Here is a 16,709-nt window from a genome sequence, read left to right as displayed (position 1 = left end):
GGCTCCGTGGAGGACTAGAACAACGTTGACTTCATTCACCGACACCCCCGAGGGGTTCCGCTCCGGTTTCGTCAGCTTCGTGGGGCGGCCCAACACGGGCAAGTCGACCCTGACGAACGCACTGGTCGGCGAGAAGATCGCCATCACCGCCAACCAGCCGGAGACCACGCGCCACCCGATCCGTGGCATCGTGCACCGTCCCGACGCCCAGATCATCGTCGTGGACACCCCGGGCCTGCACCGCCCGCGGACGCTGCTGGGTGAGCGGTTGAACGAGATGGTCAAGGAGACCTACTCGGACGTCGACGTCATCGGCATCACCGTGCCCGCGGACGAGAAGATCGGCCCCGGTGACCGGTGGATCCTGGACGCGGTGAAGAAGGTCGCCCCGAAGACCACGATCGTCGGGATCGTCACCAAGGTGGACAAGGTCTCCCGGGATTCCGTCGCCGTACAGCTGATGGCCCTGCACGAGATGCTCGGAGGAGACTGCGAGATCGTACCGGTCTCCGCCCAGTCCGGTGAACAGCTCGATGTCCTGGTCGATGTCCTGACCGGTGTGCTCCCGGAGGGGCCGAAGTTCTACCCGGACGATCACGTCACCGACGACGACCGCAACACACGCATGTCGGAACTGATCCGGGAGGCCGCGCTCGCCGGCCTGAAGGACGAGCTGCCGCACTCGGTCGCCGTCGAGATCGACGAGGTCCTGCCCAACGAGGAGCGCCCCGACGTCCTCGACATCCACGCGGTCCTCTACGTGGAACGTCCCGGTCAGAAGGACATCATCATCGGCAAGGACGGCCGTCGCCTGGGACGGATCATCCACAACTCCCGCAAGGAGATCATCGAGCTGATCGGCCAGAACATCTACCTCGATCTGCGGATCAAGGTGCTGAAGAACTGGCAGTCCGACCCGAAGGCGCTCGGTCGCCTCGGTTTCTAGGATGCGCGCACCGAGCTTCCGCGACCGGGCGCTCGTGGTGCGGACCCACGACTTCGGGGAGGCCGACCGTGTCGTCGTCCTCCTGACCCGCGGACACGGCCTGGTGCGCAGCGTCGCGAAGGGCGTGCGGCGCACCAGGTCCCGGTTCGGGTCCCGCCTCCAGCCCTTCGTCGAGCTCGACGTGCAGCTGTACCCGGGGCGGAACCTGCACAGCATCACCGGGGCGGACACCGTCGCCTACCACGGCTCCGGGATCATCGAGGACTACACCCGCTACACCTGCGCGTGCGCTGTCCTCGAGTCCGCGGAACGCCTCGCCGTCGCAGAGTTCGGTGATGACCCGTGGCTCTTCGACGCCAGCGCCGCGGCACTGGCCCGGCTGCGCACGGTCGTCGATCCCACGACCGAACTCGATTCCTTTCTGCTCCGGGCGATGGGCCACGCGGGTTGGGCGCCGAGCCTGTTCGACTGCGCGCAGTGCGGACGGCCCGGACCGCACCACGCCTTCCACCCCGCGGCCGGGGGAGCGGTGTGCGGGACATGCCGGCCCCCGGGGGCCGCGACCCCCGATGAAGCGGTGCTCCGTCTCATGTGGTGGCTCGCCCACGAATCGTGGGCGGCGGTGGAGGATGCGCGGGCGGCCTCCGAGAACGCCGGGGACGGGATGTTCACCGATTTCGCCGGTCAGGCACACCAGCTCGTGCGCGCGCATCTCCAGTGGCACCTGGAACACCGGGTCCGCTCCCTGGATCTGCTCGATCAGGGCTGACCCGGGGGAGTGGCGGGGGTGGTTCCCCGGGACGGGCACGGGTGGCACAATGGAGCGGTGACTGTGAACACCACTCCTCCCGACATCCCCGCCGAGTTCCTCCCCAGGCACATCGCACTGGTGATGGACGGGAACGGCCGCTGGGCCACGGAACGGGGGATGAAGCGTACCGAGGGCCACCGCAGGGGAGAGGCCGTGCTCCTCGATGTCGTGGACGCCTGCATAGCTCTCGGCGTCCCGTATCTGTCCGCGTACGCGTTCTCGACGGAGAACTGGCGGCGTTCCACCGAGGAGGTCCGTTTCCTCATGGGGTTCAACCGCGATGTCCTGCGTCGGCAGCGGGATGGTCTGCACGCCAAGGGGGTGCGTGTCCGGTGGGTCGGAAGGCGTCCGCGGCTGTGGCGTTCGGTGATCCGCGAGCTGGAGGCCGCCGAGGAGCTGACGAAGGACAACACGACCATGACGCTGGCGATGTGCGTGAACTACGGCGGCCGCGCCGAGATCATCGACGCCGCCCGGAAGATCGCCGCGGAAGCCGCGGCCGGTCGACTCCGCCCCGACCAGATCACCGAGGCGACGTTCCCGAAGTTCCTCGACGAGCCGGACATGCCGGACGTCGATCTCTTCCTGCGCCCGTCGGGGGAGAAGCGGACGTCGAACTTCCTGCTCTGGCAGTCCGCCTACGCCGAGATGGTCTACCAGGACAAGCTCTTCCCCGATTTCACCCCGCAGGATCTCTACGACGCGGTGGTCGAGTACGCCCACCGGGACCGGCGGTTCGGAGGTGTCAGGTAGATGACGGAGCACACCGGGGAACCGGTGGTCGGGGAACCGACCCGCGCACAGATCAGGCGGTGGCAGCGCTATCTCGCCAATGAACGGGCGGAGGCCGCCGTCTACCGCGAGCTCGCCCTGCACAAGACGGGCGAGGAGCGAGACATCCTCCTCTCTCTCGCGGACGCGGAGGCCCGGCACGAGGAACACTGGCGCACCCTGCTGGGCAATCACGTGGGAATGCCGCGGCGCCCGGACTACTCCACCCTGCTTATGGGTTTCCTCGCGCGTCGCTTCGGCAGTGTGTTCACCCTCGCCCTCATGCAGTCCGCGGAGCAGCGCACCCCGTACCTGGATGACGAGGACGCCACCGACCAGATGACCGCCGACGAGTGCATCCACGCCGAGGTCGTGCGCGGGCTCGCGGAGAGGGGAAGGGAACAGATCTCCGGCAACTTCCGGGCCGCCGTGTTCGGGATGAACGACGGCCTGGTCAGCAATCTCGCGCTCGTCCTCGGCGTCGTGGGGGCCGTGACGAGCAACGGCGTGATCGTGATGACCGGGTTGACGGGCCTGCTCGCCGGGGCACTGTCCATGGCGGCCGGAGAGTACATCTCGGTGTCCTCGCAGCGGGACCTCCTCGAGGCCTCGACCGCCGATCCGATGGCCTCCGCGCAGCTGCCGCAGCTGGACGTGAACGCCAATGAACTCGAGCTGGTCTACCGTGCGCGCGGCATGAGTGGCGACGAGGCGAGGGCGAAGGCCGCGGCGGTCTTCGCCGGTATCCGGGCGAACCGCCCCGTGGAACGGGAGGCGATCTCCACGGTCCCGGTCGGTGCCGCCCCCACCGATCCGGAGGTCGTGGGGTCCGGGACGTCCGCCGCGGTGCACAGTTTCCTGTTCTTCGCCTCCGGCGCCCTGATCCCGTGCGTGCCGTTCTTCTTCGGGCTGTCCACCCTGACGGCCACGGTGCTCTCCTGCGTTCTCGTCGGGATCGCCCTGCTGTGCACCGGTTCCATCGTCGGCCTGCTGTCCGGGGTGCCGCCCATCCGGAAGGCTCTGGTCCAGCTCGGGGTCGGTCTCGGTGCCGCGGCGGTCACCTTCGGCCTCGGCAACGTGATCGGCGTCGTGGTCTGAGCTGACCGACGCCGTTTCCCGGCCCCGTCAGTTGTCCGTGCCGGTGCTCCGTCCGGCACGGCAGTCGGCGCACACGCCGAACACCTCGGCGGTGTGGCCGGTGAGCTGGAAGTCGTTGCGGCGGGACTCCTCCAGCGCCCACTTCTCCACCGGTCCGCCCTCGATCTCGATCGTGTGACCGCACTCGGTGCAGACCAGGTGGTGGTGGTGCGCCTCGGTGTCGCAGTGCCGGTAGAGGGACTCACCGGTCGCCATGTGCAGGACATCGACCGCGTGGATGTCCGCGAGCGACTGCAGCGTCCGGTACACCGTCGTCAGGCCGACCTTGTGGTTGCGTTCACCGAGTTCGCGGTGGATCGTCTTCGCGGAAGCGAATGTGTCCAGATCGCGGAGCACCTCGACCACGGCTGCTCGCTGGCGGGTGCTTCGGACACCCAGCTTCGGAATTGTCGAGTCCTGATTACCGGACATGTGCGGAGTCCTTCCTGCGGGGTGCATGGTCAGCCGCCCCTGATCCAGGGGGCTTGGGGTCCCTGCCGGACCGTACGACGGCGGGACGGCCTGTTTCCCACATGATAGCGCGTCCACGTCATCCGCTACCCGGTGCCCGCCGCCGTCCCACGGGGTGGACCGCGGGAGTGGACCGCGGGAAAACCCCGGGCCGAACCTGAGGCCGGGATCCCGCGGGTTAGACTGGTCCCGGACCGGTGCGGCGGGGGAGACCCCTCGTCCGGTGTGCTCCGGTATCCACGGAGCGTACCGGGGCGGGATAAACCCCGGCGCCGCCGTCACCGAGCATCAACGAACCGTACATCTTCCCTTTAGGAGTACTGAAGAATCGTGGCACAGAAAACCACCATCGAAACCGTCGTGAACCTCTGTAAACGACGCGGACTGGTCTACCCCTGCGGCGAGATCTACGGCGGTACCCGCTCCGCGTGGGACTACGGTCCGCTCGGTGTCGAGCTCAAGGAGAACATCAAGAAGCAGTGGTGGCGGTCCATGGTGACCTCGCGTCCCGACGTCGTCGGCCTGGATTCCTCGGTCATCCTGCCCCGTCAGGTCTGGGTCTCCTCCGGCCACCTCGAGGTGTTCACCGACCCGCTCGTGGAGTCACTCCACACCCACAAGCGCTACCGCGCCGACCACCTGCTGGAGGCCTACGAGGAGAAGCACGGTCACCCGCCGGCAAACGGTCTCGCCGACATCAACGACCCCGAGACGGGGCAGCCCGGCAACTGGACCGAGCCCCGCGAGTTCTCCGGCATGCTCAAGACGTTCCTCGGCCCCGTGGATGACGAGGAGGGGCTGCACTACCTGCGCCCGGAGACCGCACAGGGCATCTTCGTCAACTTCAAGAACGTCATGACCTCGGCCCGTATGAAGCCGCCGTTCGGTATCGCGCAGATCGGCAAGTCCTTCCGCAACGAGATCACCCCGGGCAACTTCATCTTCCGGACCCGCGAGTTCGAGCAGATGGAGATGGAGTTCTTCGTCAAGCCCGGCGAGGACGAGGAATGGCACCAGTACTGGATCGACCACCGGTTCAACTGGTACGTCGACCTCGGTATCGACCCGGAGAACCTGCGCCTCTACGAGCACCCGCAGGAGAAGCTGTCGCACTACTCCAAGCGCACCGTCGACGTGGAGTACGCGTTCCACTTCGCCAACGGCAAGTGGGGAGAGCTCGAGGGTGTGGCCAACCGCACCGACTTCGACCTGTCCACCCACGCGAAGGGCTCCGGCGAGGATCTCTCCTTCTTCGACCAGGAGTCCGGCGAGCGCTGGATCCCCTACGTCATCGAGCCCGCGGCCGGTCTCGGCCGCTCCATGATGGCGTTCCTCGTGGACGCCTACCACGAGGATGAGGCCCCGAACTCGAAGGGCGGGGTGGACAAGCGCGTCGTGCTGAAGCTCGACCGCCGCCTCGCGCCGGTCAAGGTCGCCGTACTGCCGCTGTCCAAGAAGGACACGCTCACCCCGACCGCGGAGAAGGTCGCCGAGACCCTCCGCCAGCACTGGAACATCGAGTACGACACCTCCGGCGCCATCGGCCGTCGCTACCGCCGCCAGGACGAGATCGGCACCCCGTTCTGCGTCACGGTCGACTTCGACACCCTCGAGGACAATGCGGTCACCGTGCGTGAGCGTGACACGATGGAGCAGGAGCGGGTCGCCATCGACGAGCTGGAGAGCTACCTCGCCGCACGACTGATCGGCTGCTGAAACCTCCCTCAGGGGAAACCGGGCCCCGGATCCGGGGCCCGTTCACCGGAAGAAAGGCTGACACACCGCCATGGAGAACCTGACCTGGGGACCACGGGAAACGACCGACGGGCACACGACGCTGTCCCTCGCGCTGGGGGACCGGGACGTCGCCGTGTTCGGCACCGAGCCCGTGGAGGATCACCGTGCCACGGTCGAGGGCGAGGAATGGCGGTTGTCGGCCCCCAAAGCCGGACCGCTGCGCGCGACCCTCGCCGACGGCCGGGTGTTCACCGCGACGCCCGACAGACCCCGACTGGCCCGCGCGAAGAAGATCGCGGTCGACTTCGCCGGTGAGGCGGAGGCCGTGTTCGTCAACGAGGCACGCACCGACTGGGTCATCGAGGCCGCCGACGGCACGAAACTGGGCCAGTTCTCCGGGGCGAACCACGGGGTCCGGAAGGTCATCGTGGAGATGGAGCCCGACGCGGATCTACCGCTCGACCGTGCGGTGTTCAACGCGTGGGTGTCCCGGATGGCGCTCGAGGCGAAGATGATCAGCTCCACCGTGGTGCTCACGGTCAGCCTGCTGATCCTGACTCCGCTGATCATCTGGTTCTTCCTGAATTGAGCACCGGAGGAACGATGCCTGCCGGGGACGAGGACAAGGCGGGACTGTTCGCCGACGAGTCACCCGACCACTGGGTCTGGGCGGACGGGTACCTGAGGGACGGTCACGGGGATGTCATCGCGATGATGTCCGCCGGCGTGATTCACACCGCGGAAGACCGGATCCTCGTGGAACGTTCCGCCCCCGGACTCCGTTTCCGTTGTCGGGCGACGCTGTCCGGTGGCGATGTCTACACCGTGGCCCAGCAGGGCCTCACCGTCCGCAGGCTGACCGGTTACTGCGCGGGGACCCGGTACACCCTGCGCCGTCGTTCGCTGCTCCGCACCGACCGCGACATCATCGGTCCCACGGGGATCGTCGCCTCGACGCATCCGGACCTCCGGGGAGGTCTGCAGGTGTTCGACGGTCCCCGGCACACCGACCTGCCCAAGGCTCACGCTGTCGTACTGTCCTGGGCGTGCGTCCTCGTGGACGCCGCCGAACGCAATATCAGGATCTGACCCGCGGGGTCGGGGTCAGAACTTGCCGCCGAAGGATCCGCCGAGGTTTCCGCCTCCGCCGCCGCCGAAACCGCCGCCGCCGAAACCCCCTCCGAAGCCGCCGCCGCGGCCACCGTTGCTGAGGATCGAGTTGAGCACCATGCCCGCGATGAACGCACCGTTCCCGCCGCCGCTGCGACGATTCATCCGGCGCTCGTAGTCACGTATGTCCCGCTGCGCGGCGGCGAGCGCCGCATTCGACGCCGAGACGCACTGCCCCGCGGCCCGGGTCGCGGCACGGAGATCCCCGTCCCGTTCGTTGAGCGCCGTGGCGTGCAGCCGCTTGGCTGCGGCCAGGTGGGTCCGTGCGGTCCCCCCGATCACCCTGCCGCGGGTGGAGATGAGGTCCTCCGCAGCCTGCAGGGTTGTGCTCGCGGTCCCCATCGCCCTGTTGAACATCTCCCGCCGCCGTCCGGCGTCGGCGGCCTCGGTGCGGAAGGAGTCGAGGTGGTCGTCGAGCTCGGCGTCGAGGGCGAGCAGCGCCTCCCAGGTCCCCAGCGGGTCACTGTCGGCCCGGGACATCGCCTCGGGGGTCTCCCGCTCCGCTCGTGCGGTGATGTCGGCGAGCGCCGAGTGATCGACGCGGAGATCGTCCCGCTCGGCGGCGGAGATGATCTGCCGGGCCTCGGCGATCTCCGATCGGATCTCCTCGGCGAGGGGACCGAGATTGGCGCGGGCGGCGCGGATGTTCGACTCCCCGTGCTCCACGCCGTCGAGGAGCTTCTCCGCCTGCTGGAGAGCGGACTCGATGTGCCGGATGTCGTCCACGAGGCCGCCCTGCTGCCCGGCCGGTTTCGCGGCCAGGGCACGGGCCCGCTCCATGGTGGACTCGGCCTCTTCCAGGTGAGCCTCGGCCAGATCCGGGTTGTCGTCCAGCGTGGACACCCACCCGGCGTCGAAGCGGTCGTGCAGTTGGGTGAGGGATCCGCGGGCCTGCGGGAGGCGGGTGCGGAGCCCGATGGTCCTCTGCGTGAGCTCGTCCAGTCGACTGTCCGCGTTGATCAGCAGGTTCCGCATGGAACTGAACTCGTCGGCTCGGGCTGCGAGCGTCTGATCGGCCTTCTTGCAGCTGGTGATGATGTCGATCAGCATCCCCCGGCGGGTTCCGGCATCCTCGGGCACCGCGTCATCGAGGCGCCGCTTCATCGTGAAGGCCCGCTGCAGCGTCCCCGTCGAATCGTTCATCGCACGGGTGAACGGACGCGTGCGTTCCGCACCGAACTCAGCCACCGCGAGATCGAGCTCCTCACGGGCCCCCCGGATCGACTCGTCGGTGCTCACGAGTTCCTCCTGCGCCAGCTCCTCGAGGACGTCGAGGGGCATGTCCTCCAGCCGGTCCGACTGCTCGGGAGGCAGTTCCCGGGCACCGGTGACCAGGGCGGCGCGCTTCTTTCGTGAGTTCTTCTTCGCGGAGCGCTTCACGCCGACGAACGTCGCCGCGGCGGCGCCACCGCCACCGAGGAGGAACAGCCAGCCCGTGCCCGACATCCCGCCGCCGGAACCGGAGGCCGCGTCGACGAGCGCGAAGGCGGAGCCCGCGAAGTCGGAGTCCACCAGGTGGTCGTACGCCGCGTCGCGCATGCGCTCGACCTCGGAGGAGGAGAACTCCTTCCCGTAGCTCAGTCCGTAATCCCGGGACTCCACCGCCACCGCGTACACGAGCACATTGGCACCGTCATTCGCGCGGAACTCCCTCTCGGCCCATTCGGAGCCCTCGGTGCCGCCGAAGTCGCGCTCGAAGACGATGTAGATCTTCTTCGCCGAGGACTTCTGGTAGTCCCGGATCCTCGCCTCCAGGTCGGCGATCTGCCCGGCATCCAGGACCCCGGCGTTGTCGGTCACCGTCGAGGTCAGCACCCCCGGCTGCTGCGCGACGACGGAGACCTCCTGATCCGCCCACGCGGCCGGCGCGCCGGTACCGAGGAGCGCCATCACCCCGATGGCACCCGCCCCCGCCAGACGGACGGGGAGCCGGTGGAACAGCGGTGGGTGCGACGGTCGGGCGGCGCGGCGCGGACGGGGGGACGGTGCTGCGGAACTCATGGCCCAAGAGTACCGCGACGTTGTAGCGGAGGGATGGCAGACTGACACCATGAAGTACGTGACCACCATCTGGATCGCCGCCGCCGTGGTGATGACCTGGCCGGCGCGGGTGATCCTGCAGGCCGTCCGTCCGGCACCCGATCCGCGGTCGGCGCAGACCCTCATCGTCCCGGGAACAGCCCAGTACGACGGTCGCCCCAGCGCCCAGTTCGCGGCCCGGTTGGAGCAGGCGGCCGATCTCTGGCGGGTCAATCCGTCCCTCCGCGTCATCACCGTCGGCGGGAACCTGCCGGGGGACCGGTTCACGGAAGCCGAGGTCGGAGAGGACCATCTCCGCCGCGCTGGGGTCGACCCCGGGGCGATCACCGCGGTGGAACAGGGCAACGACACCAGGGGCTCCCTCGCCGCCGCGTTGGCCGCCTGTCCGGATCCGGGTGGGGTCATCATCGTCACCGACCCGAACCACAGGTCCCGTGCCCGGTTGATCGCCCGGGAGGTCGGGTTCCCCGGGGTGGACACCGTCGGTGCGGCCGGGACACCGACCCGGTTCCCGGGAAAGCACTGGGCGTGGACACTGCTCCACGAATCCGCGGGACTCGCCGTAGCTGACCTGCGTCGCCTACCCGTGTCGGCCGGGGTGGCCGATATGCTGGAAAGGGCACTGCGCACCGCCGCCGGTCGACTGAGACCGTCGAGAAGCACCCGGTACCGTCACCTCGACCGCGACGGACACCGCGCCAGAGCCTGAGACATTCCGAGACACAACGCGTCGTCGCATCAACGACCGACCACACCCCCGACCAGGAGACGCCGACCGACCGTGGAGAGCCCCGCCCAGTACCGCTACACCGCCGAAGACAGGGCGCGCTTCTGCGATGAGCAACCGAAAGGCAGCCAGATGGGTGCGGCCTCGGTGGACAACCGTGGTGCGTTCGCCCGCGACCGGGCACGGGTCCTCCACTCCGCGGCGCTGCGACGGTTGGCCGACAAGACCCAGGTCGTCGGACCCAGGGACGGAGACACCCCGAGAACCCGGCTCACGCACTCCCTCGAGGTGGCCCAGATCGCCCGCGGCATCGCCTCCGGCATCGGCGTGAACCCGGATCTGGCTGATCTCGCCGGTCTCTGCCACGACATCGGGCACCCGCCCTACGGGCACAACGGTGAGGTGGCCCTCGACGAGCTGGCCGCCGACTGCGGAGGCTTCGAGGGAAACGCCCAGACGCTGCGGATCATCTCGCGCCTGGAACCGAAGATCCTCGCCCCGGACGGATCGCCGCACGGTCTCAACCTGACACGTGCCTCCCTCGATGCCGCCTGCAAGTACCCGTGGCCCCGGATCGCGCCCGACGGGACACCGCGCCGCAAGTACGGCGCCTACGACGAGGAGGTGGAGCTGCTCGCCTGGATCCGCGAGGGCCACGACCCACTGGACACCAGGCCCTCCATCGAGGGGCAGGTGATGGACTGGTCCGATGACGTCGCCTACTCGGTGCACGACGTCGAGGACGGCATCTGCTCGGGGCGCATCAGCCTGCGGGTCCTGTGGGATCTCTTCGAGCTCGCGGAACTCGCGGAGAAGGGGGCCGAGGCCTTCGGCGGCGACCCGGAGGAGATGATCGCCGCGGCGGATTCCCTCCGCCAGCTCCCCGTCGTCGCGGCGGCGGCGGACTACGACGGTTCACTCTCGTCTCTCGTCGCGCTCAAGGCGCTGACCAGCGAACTGGTCGGCCGGTATGTGGGGGCCACCGTCGGCGCGACTCTCGAGGCCACCGGGGACGAGCGGTTGGGCAGGATGCACGGGCGTCTCGTCGTCCCACCGGCCGCCGCCGCGGAGGTTCAGATGCTCAAGACCATCGCAGTTCTCTACGTCATGGAGGAGACCCGCCACCAGCAGCGGCAGAACCGGCAGCGGGAGCGGATCGCGCGGGTCCACGACTACCTGACCTTCGGCGCCCCCGGCACGCTGGACCCGATCTTCGCGGCCTGGTGGGCCGACGCCGACAGTGACGCCGCACGGTCCCGGGTGATCATCGACCAGATCGCCTCGATGACGGAGTCCCGACTCGAACGCACCGCGAAACAGGCCAGCGGAGTGGCGGGGTACTACATCTGACGTTTTCGCCCGGCCCGGGGGAGTGCGTGGTTGCGGAGATCCGTGAAGGCAGCCTAATCTGCATACATGTGCGCACCTGTGCACATGTATGCAGATTCCCGGCCCCACCCGACCGGGGATCCCCCGCGACGACAGAAACGAGCCCGGAGTGTCCGCACCCGCCGCCCCACCACTGCTGAGTGTCCTCCGGCACCGGACCTACCGGAGGCTCTTCACCGCCCAGGTCGTAGCACTGGTGGGCACAGGTCTGCTCACGGTCGCCCTCGGGCTCCTCGCCTTCGACATCGCGGGCGGCGACGCCGGACTCGTGCTCGGCACCGCGTTGACCATCAAGATCCTCGTCTACGTGATCGGGGCACCGACCGTCACGGCGGTCGCGGCTAAGCTGCCCGTCAAGCCCGTCCTGATCACCGCGGATCTCGTCCGCGCCTCCATCGCGGTCTGCCTGCCGTTCGTCCACTCCGAATGGCAGCTCTACGTCGCGATCTTCCTGCTGCAGGCCGCATCGGCCACCTTCACCCCGACCTTCCAGTCGGTCATACCGCAGGTGCTCCCCGACGAGGACGAGTACACCAACGCCCTGTCCCTGTCCCGGATGGCGTACGACGTCGAGCAGATCACCAGCCCCGCCGTCGCGGCGTTGTTCCTCGCGGTGATGAGCTACCACAACCTGTTCATCGGGACGATGCTCGGTTTCCTCGTCTCCGCGGCGCTGGTGATCGGGACACGCCTGCCGGCACGTCCCGATCCGGAGGCGGAGCAGTCCGGGTTCCTGTCCCGGGTGTTCCGTGGGGCCCGGATCATGGCGGCTGAACCGGAACTGCGGGGAGTGCTCTGGCTCAACCTCGCGGTGGCCGCGCCGATGGCGACGGTCATGATCAACACCGTCGTGATCGTCCGTGGGGAGATGGACAGAAGCGACACCGCGCTCGCGATCACCCTCGCCGGATTCGGTCTCGGGTCGATGCTGACCGCGCTGGCTCTTCCCCGGATCCTCGCCCTGGTGTCCGACCGTGCCGTGATGACGGCCGGCGCCCTCGCGGGAGCCGCGACGCTGGCGGGACTCATGCTGCTGCTGACCGTCGGCGGTCGGCTCGACGGCGCCGGCGCCTGGTTCACGGTCATCGCCCTCTGGCTCGTCCTCGGTTCCGCGACGTCGGCGCTGCAGACCCCCATGTCCCGGGTGCTGCGACGGAACGTCGAACCCGAGAGCTACAGCTACATATTCGCGGCCCAGTTCTCACTGTCCCACGCCTGCTATCTGGCGACGTATCCGGCGGCGGGATTCCTCGGGGTCTGGTTCGGACTGCCCGCGGCCACAGGGGTACTTCTCGCCATGACCCTCCTGGCGGTCGGCGCGGGGTCCAGGGCGTTCAGCTCCCGGCGGCCGGTAGCGTGAGGGATCATGAAGATGAAACCGCGTGATCCCGCCGCCTCCCTGGTGCACGATCCGCCCGTATCGGCCGAGCTTCTGGACACCGGCGCCGCCACCCTGAAACTCCTGGCTGAACCGACGCGCCTCCACCTCCTGTGGTTGCTCAGTGGCGCCGAGTACTCGGTCGGTGATCTGGTGGCGGCCACGGGAATCTCCCGGACGGCCGTCTCCCAGCACCTGGCCAAGCTCCGGTCCGGAAACCTGGTGCAGACCAGGAGGGACGGGCGCCGCGTGATCTACCGGATGGACGACGGGCACCTGGTCCGGCTCGTGACCGAGGCCGTCAATCACGCCGATCACGTCATCAGCGGCGAGCCCCGGCACCCCTAGATGTGGTCCCCGGTACCGGGGGAGCGGCGCAGCTGCAGATCGACCCCGGCACCGAGAAACACCCGGCACAGCAGGACCCGCCGTTCCCGGGCCCAGTGCGACAGATCAGGGCTCACCACCTTCCGTAGCCCGGTCTGTTCCCCGAGGAAGTCCGCGAGGGCATCGAGATTCTTCGGGACGGGCCTCTCGGGATCTGCGTCGCAGGCATGGAACAGGGCGGCGAACCACGTGGTCTCGTTGGCGGCGGCGGCCGCTCCGAGAGTCACCGTCCGTGCGGTCATCGGTTCTCCTCCGCATCCGGGATCAGGCAGAAACTGTCGTAGTGGTCGTCCGTGTAGTACCAGACGTCCGGGTCGCGGTCGGTGCCGCCGCCGGTGATGATGCGGCGTTCACCGCGGTGTCTGAGGCCCGGCGTCTCCACCGTGTACTCCCGGTAGTAGCTGTTGTTCTCCCGCGGCAGGCGACGCTCGTAGTTGCCGAAGTGCTTTCCGTCGTGCGACGGATGGTCGAACGGGCCACCCGCGAGGATGTCCTCCACCACGAGTTCTGCCTGCTCCGGAAGGGTGTCCAGCGGACAGGTCCGTTCCCGTGCCGCGGACGGTGCCCGGGTCCCCGAACGCGCGGGCGAGGGTTGCGTCGTCGATGCGCGGGTGGATTCCCGCGTCGGGGTCGAAGGTGGCGTGGGATCTCCGCTCAGATCGATACCGAACCACGCCGCACCGAGCACGAGAACGGCTCCGGCGACGGCACCCAGCAGGCGGCGATTGTCCATTGCCCCATGATCGCATGAACACCGCGGCGTACCGGGACCCGGGTGGTACGAGGGCCCGTGGTCAGTCCTCCGGTCCGCCGATCCGGCACTACAGTGGTGGGCATGGCAAAGGGACGTATTCCGGAGAGTGACATCGCGGCGATCCGTGAGCGCACCCCGATCGAGGAGATCATCGGGGAGTACGTCCAGCTCAAGCCCGCCGGAAGCGACTCCTTGAAGGGCCTTTCCCCGTTCAAGGACGAGAAGACCCCGTCTTTCCACGTCCGGCCGAACCGGGGGTACTTCCACTGTTTCTCCACCGGTGAGGGCGGGGACGTATTCAGCTTCCTGATGAAGATGGAGCAGATCCCCTTCCCGGAGGCCGTGGAGATCTGTGCCGAGAAGATCGGCTACCACATCAACTACGAGGGGGGCGGTCCCGGACGCCGTGAGGAACCCGGGACCAGGCAGCGGCTCGTCGCCGTGAACAAGGCCGCCCACGCCTTCTACCGGGAACAGCTCGAGACCCCGGAGGCCGCGACCGCCCGCGCGTTCCTCACCGACCGGGGTTTCTCCGCCGAGCACGCCCGGAGCTTCGGCTGCGGCTACGCACCCGGAGGATGGGACACGACGACGAAGCATCTGCTGCGGAAGGGCTTCGACGTCAAGGAGCTGACCGCGGCGGGTGTGACCACGATGGGCAAACGCGGCCCCATCGACAGGTTCCACCGCCGGCTGCTCTGGCCCATCCGCAACCTCGCGGGCGACGTCATCGGCTTCGGGGCGCGCAAGCTCTTCGACGATGACCAGATGGGCAAGTACATGAACACCCCGGACACGCTGCTCTACCACAAGTCGAAGGTGCTGTTCGGGCTCGACCACGCGAAGAAGGCCATCGCCTCCGGGCACCAGGCCGTCGTGGTCGAGGGGTACACCGATGTCATGGCCATGCACGCGGCCGGGGTGACGACGGCCGTCGCGGCGTGCGGCACCGCGTTCGGTGAGGAGCACCTGCAGATACTGCGCCGCCTCATGCTGGACGACAACTACTTCCGCGGTGAGTTGATCTACACCTTCGACGGGGATGAGGCGGGACAGAAGGCCGCCATGCGCGCCTTCGAGGGGGATCAGCAGTTCACCGGTCAGTCCTACGTCTCGGTGGCACCCGACGGCATGGACCCGTGCGATCTCCGCCTCGAGCGCGGCGATGCCGCGGTCCGGGATCTCGTCGCCCGGCGGGTGCCCATGTTCGAGTTCGTCGTCCGGACGATGATCGCCGATTACCCGCTCGATTCCGCGGACGGGCGCCTGCAGGCACTCCGGCGGGGCGTACCCGTCGTTGCGGGGATCAGGGACGAGACGCTCCGCAACGAGTACGCCCGACAACTCGCCGGATGGGTCGGCTGGGCGGATCCGACCGAGGTTCTCGAGCAGGTCCGCGCGGAGGCCAGGCGGCCGAAGAAGAAGCAGGAGCCGCGGCGCGCCCGCCGGTTCGACAACGCGGAGACGCCACCCGCCGACAAGCCGGCGCTCGAGCTACCGGATCAGCGCACACCCCGGCTCTGGCCGGAACGGGAGAGTCTCAAACTCGCCCTGCAGTACCCGGAGTACGCGGGGGAGTACTTCGACGGTCTGCCCGTGGACGCGTTCACGCATCCCACCTACCGGGCGATCCGGCGCGCCATCAGCGAGGCCGGCGGATGCGGCAACGCCCACGACGGCGTCGACTGGTTGTCGAGGGTCGCCGGGGAGATGGACGATCTGGTCGGACAGCATCTGGTCTCCGGTCTGGCGGTGGAGCCGATCCACTGCGAGGACGGGGAACTGGGCCGGTACACCGACAGTGTGCTGTCCAGGCTGCAGGAGGTCCGCGTCGGAAACCAGATCGCGCAGCTCAAGGGACAGCTGCAGCGGATGCGCCCCTCGGATGACGAGCTGGCGTACAACTCGATGTTCGCCGATCTCGTCGCGCTCGAGCAGGCGCGCCGGGAGCTCCTGGACCGGGCATTCAGGACCGGCTGATCCCGCCACCGGTCCGTTCACCTCATCAGTGGTTCGGCAACTCGATGGTCTTGATCCCGTAGAGGACGCCGCCGCGGAGCATCCGGAACACCCCGGACGCGATCTTCATGCCGACACCGATCGGGCTGCACGTGTCGTCGTCCCCGACCGCCCGCCAGCCCGGTGCCAGCGCCGCCAGATGGCGGGAGTCCTCGATACCGAAGGTGTAGACGGCGCCGGTGCGTCTGGTGATCTGGGACCTGGTCGGACGTCGGATGATGCTCGCGTGGTGGGCGTCGCAGATGAACCGCGCCGGGGCGGACATGTGCCGCCCGATGTCGGTGAGAATCTGTGTGACATCGTCGCGGGTCAGGTACATGAGCAACCCTTCCGCGACGAACACGGCGGGTACCGCGGCGTCGATGCCGTCGATCCACCCGGGTTCGGTGACGGAGGCGTCGATGAGCTGCGTGTCGTCCTCCGGGATCAGCCTGGACCGGAGTTCCAGGACCTTCGTCCTGTCGATCCCGAACCAGGACGCGTCGAGGTCCGCGAGACGGGAGGCGCGGTTGCACAGCCCGACGCCGAGCGTGACCACCTGGATCTCCGAATCCTCGTGCTCGGCGGCGAACTGACGGACGCGTGCGTCCATGGCCATCGACCGCCACACGGTTCCCGCGACGTTCGATTTACCGGTCAGCACGAGATCGTTGGGGTCGGATCCGGCGGCGCGTCCGACCTCGACCAGTCTCTCCCACACTTCCCGGGCCTGATCGTCGTGCCATCCGGGTATGCGGTAGCGTTCACCCGCCGTGGCGCGCGAGTACACCGTGGTCGCCAGCGTGGCGCCGACGTTGTCCCCGTAGAGGTCCGCTGTCGCGGTCATTTTCGTCCCCTCTCACCTGGTACCGGCGGCCCCGGGTGGGGGTCGCCACAGGAGAGAGCCACCGTGGCCGCATCCTGCACCAGCGAGAATACGCTGTTTTGCAGCAGTGCGGAACGGTGGCTCGAAAGATTTTTTTCGGGCGGCCG

Annotated in this window: 17 protein-coding genes; 12 read left to right on the top strand and 5 right to left on the bottom strand. The window is 68.4% G+C overall.

Annotated features, from left to right (window positions below; all coding sequences use genetic code 11):
• Positions 1 to 25: 25 nt before the first annotated feature.
• From era to KRX55_RS00885, 4 genes are all read left to right on the top strand, one after another.
• The gene (gene era, locus KRX55_RS00900) at positions 26 to 946 is read left to right on the top strand and encodes a GTPase Era (protein ID WP_218405984.1); all 921 of its coding nucleotides are present in this window, start codon (positions 26 to 28) and stop codon (positions 944 to 946) included.
• 1 nt (position 947) lies between these two features.
• Positions 948 to 1,715, top strand: a complete 768-nt coding sequence (gene recO, locus KRX55_RS00895; protein ID WP_218405983.1) for a DNA repair protein RecO — start codon at positions 948 to 950, stop codon at positions 1,713 to 1,715.
• 63 nt (positions 1,716 to 1,778) lie between these two features.
• Positions 1,779 to 2,510, top strand: a complete 732-nt coding sequence (locus KRX55_RS00890; protein WP_370625717.1) for an isoprenyl transferase — start codon at positions 1,779 to 1,781, stop codon at positions 2,508 to 2,510.
• Complete coding sequence (locus tag KRX55_RS00885) at positions 2,511 to 3,626, top strand: VIT1/CCC1 transporter family protein (protein WP_218405981.1); 1,116 nt, start codon at positions 2,511 to 2,513, stop codon at positions 3,624 to 3,626.
• A 27-nt stretch (positions 3,627 to 3,653) separates the two neighbouring features.
• On the opposite strand, the gene KRX55_RS00880 is transcribed toward KRX55_RS00885, so the two are convergent.
• The gene (locus tag KRX55_RS00880; RefSeq protein WP_200260920.1) at positions 3,654 to 4,097 is read right to left on the bottom strand and encodes a Fur family transcriptional regulator; all 444 of its coding nucleotides are present in this window, start codon (positions 4,095 to 4,097) and stop codon (positions 3,654 to 3,656) included.
• A gap of 369 nt (positions 4,098 to 4,466) precedes the next feature.
• Here KRX55_RS00880 and KRX55_RS00875 point away from each other — a divergent pair, with 369 nt between their 5' ends.
• The 3 genes from KRX55_RS00875 to KRX55_RS00865 all read left to right on the top strand — a co-directional run bounded on the left by KRX55_RS00875 (position 4,467) and on the right by KRX55_RS00865 (position 6,962).
• Positions 4,467 to 5,852, top strand: a complete 1,386-nt coding sequence (locus KRX55_RS00875) for a glycine--tRNA ligase (RefSeq protein WP_200253150.1) — start codon at positions 4,467 to 4,469, stop codon at positions 5,850 to 5,852.
• A gap of 70 nt (positions 5,853 to 5,922) precedes the next feature.
• A complete protein-coding gene (locus KRX55_RS00870) occupies positions 5,923 to 6,462 on the top strand; it encodes a hypothetical protein (protein WP_218405980.1) in 540 nt (179 codons plus the stop codon).
• A 14-nt stretch (positions 6,463 to 6,476) separates the two neighbouring features.
• The gene (locus tag KRX55_RS00865) at positions 6,477 to 6,962 is read left to right on the top strand and encodes a hypothetical protein (protein ID WP_218405979.1); all 486 of its coding nucleotides are present in this window, start codon (positions 6,477 to 6,479) and stop codon (positions 6,960 to 6,962) included.
• A 15-nt stretch (positions 6,963 to 6,977) separates the two neighbouring features.
• On the opposite strand, the gene KRX55_RS00860 is transcribed toward KRX55_RS00865, so the two are convergent.
• A complete protein-coding gene (locus KRX55_RS00860; RefSeq protein WP_218405978.1) occupies positions 6,978 to 9,044 on the bottom strand; it encodes a TPM domain-containing protein in 2,067 nt (688 codons plus the stop codon).
• Positions 9,045 to 9,093: 49 nt separating this feature from the next.
• On the opposite strand from KRX55_RS00860, the gene KRX55_RS00855 reads away from it, so the two are divergent.
• The 4 genes from KRX55_RS00855 to KRX55_RS00840 all read left to right on the top strand — a co-directional run bounded on the left by KRX55_RS00855 (position 9,094) and on the right by KRX55_RS00840 (position 12,925).
• On the top strand, positions 9,094 to 9,792 hold the full coding sequence (locus KRX55_RS00855) for a YdcF family protein (RefSeq protein ID WP_218405977.1): 699 nt from the start codon (positions 9,094 to 9,096) through the stop codon (positions 9,790 to 9,792).
• A 72-nt stretch (positions 9,793 to 9,864) separates the two neighbouring features.
• Positions 9,865 to 11,160 carry a deoxyguanosinetriphosphate triphosphohydrolase gene (locus KRX55_RS00850; protein WP_218405976.1) on the top strand — a complete coding sequence of 432 codons (1,296 nt, stop codon included), beginning with the start codon at positions 9,865 to 9,867 and terminating at the stop codon, positions 11,158 to 11,160.
• Between the two features lie 148 nt (positions 11,161 to 11,308).
• Positions 11,309 to 12,559, top strand: a complete 1,251-nt coding sequence (locus KRX55_RS00845; protein ID WP_370625716.1) for an MFS transporter — start codon at positions 11,309 to 11,311, stop codon at positions 12,557 to 12,559.
• A 6-nt stretch (positions 12,560 to 12,565) separates the two neighbouring features.
• Positions 12,566 to 12,925: an ArsR/SmtB family transcription factor gene (locus KRX55_RS00840; protein WP_218405975.1), complete on the top strand. Its 360-nt coding sequence runs from the start codon at positions 12,566 to 12,568 to the stop codon at positions 12,923 to 12,925.
• Here KRX55_RS00840 and KRX55_RS00835 read toward each other — a convergent pair.
• Positions 12,922 to 13,206, bottom strand: coding sequence for a hypothetical protein (locus tag KRX55_RS00835; RefSeq protein ID WP_218405974.1), 285 nt, complete (start codon positions 13,204 to 13,206; stop codon positions 12,922 to 12,924). The genes KRX55_RS00840 and KRX55_RS00835 overlap by 4 nt on opposite strands.
• A complete protein-coding gene (locus KRX55_RS00830; protein ID WP_218405973.1) occupies positions 13,203 to 13,697 on the bottom strand; it encodes a ribonuclease domain-containing protein in 495 nt (164 codons plus the stop codon). The genes KRX55_RS00835 and KRX55_RS00830 overlap by 4 nt, the downstream gene beginning before the upstream one ends.
• Before the next feature lie 102 nt (positions 13,698 to 13,799).
• Here KRX55_RS00830 and dnaG point away from each other — a divergent pair, with 102 nt between their 5' ends.
• Positions 13,800 to 15,698 (top strand): DNA primase, encoded by a 1,899-nt coding sequence (gene dnaG / locus KRX55_RS00825; RefSeq protein ID WP_218405972.1) that lies wholly within the window; start codon positions 13,800 to 13,802, stop codon positions 15,696 to 15,698.
• Positions 15,699 to 15,723: 25 nt separating this feature from the next.
• Here the strand turns inward: dnaG and KRX55_RS00820 are convergent, their stop codons facing one another.
• Positions 15,724 to 16,563, bottom strand: a complete 840-nt coding sequence (locus KRX55_RS00820; protein WP_218405971.1) for a class I SAM-dependent methyltransferase — start codon at positions 16,561 to 16,563, stop codon at positions 15,724 to 15,726.
• Positions 16,564 to 16,709: the final 146 nt, after the last annotated feature.

This window comes from Corynebacterium sp. TAE3-ERU16 (assembly GCF_019209935.1).
Taxonomy (GTDB): domain Bacteria; phylum Actinomycetota; class Actinomycetes; order Mycobacteriales; family Mycobacteriaceae; genus Corynebacterium; species Corynebacterium antarcticum.
Note: the sequence above shows the minus strand (reverse complement) of the source record. Positions and strands in the feature narration are given on the sequence as shown.

Coding starts and splice junctions, on each gene's coding strand:
- KRX55_RS00885 (WP_218405981.1), top strand. CDS start 2,511: ATGACGGAGCACACCGGGGAACCGGTGGTCGGGGAACCGACCCGCGCA.
- KRX55_RS00820 (WP_218405971.1), bottom strand. CDS start 16,563: ATGACCGCGACAGCGGACCTCTACGGGGACAACGTCGGCGCCACGCTG.
- KRX55_RS00870 (WP_218405980.1), top strand. CDS start 5,923: ATGGAGAACCTGACCTGGGGACCACGGGAAACGACCGACGGGCACACG.
- KRX55_RS00830 (WP_218405973.1), bottom strand. CDS start 13,697: ATGGACAATCGCCGCCTGCTGGGTGCCGTCGCCGGAGCCGTTCTCGTG.
- recO (WP_218405983.1), top strand. CDS start 948: ATGCGCGCACCGAGCTTCCGCGACCGGGCGCTCGTGGTGCGGACCCAC.
- KRX55_RS00865 (WP_218405979.1), top strand. CDS start 6,477: ATGCCTGCCGGGGACGAGGACAAGGCGGGACTGTTCGCCGACGAGTCA.
- KRX55_RS00880 (WP_200260920.1), bottom strand. CDS start 4,097: ATGTCCGGTAATCAGGACTCGACAATTCCGAAGCTGGGTGTCCGAAGC.
- dnaG (WP_218405972.1), top strand. CDS start 13,800: ATGGCAAAGGGACGTATTCCGGAGAGTGACATCGCGGCGATCCGTGAG.
- KRX55_RS00860 (WP_218405978.1), bottom strand. CDS start 9,044: ATGAGTTCCGCAGCACCGTCCCCCCGTCCGCGCCGCGCCGCCCGACCG.
- KRX55_RS00840 (WP_218405975.1), top strand. CDS start 12,566: ATGAAGATGAAACCGCGTGATCCCGCCGCCTCCCTGGTGCACGATCCG.
- KRX55_RS00835 (WP_218405974.1), bottom strand. CDS start 13,206: ATGACCGCACGGACGGTGACTCTCGGAGCGGCCGCCGCCGCCAACGAG.
- KRX55_RS00855 (WP_218405977.1), top strand. CDS start 9,094: ATGAAGTACGTGACCACCATCTGGATCGCCGCCGCCGTGGTGATGACC.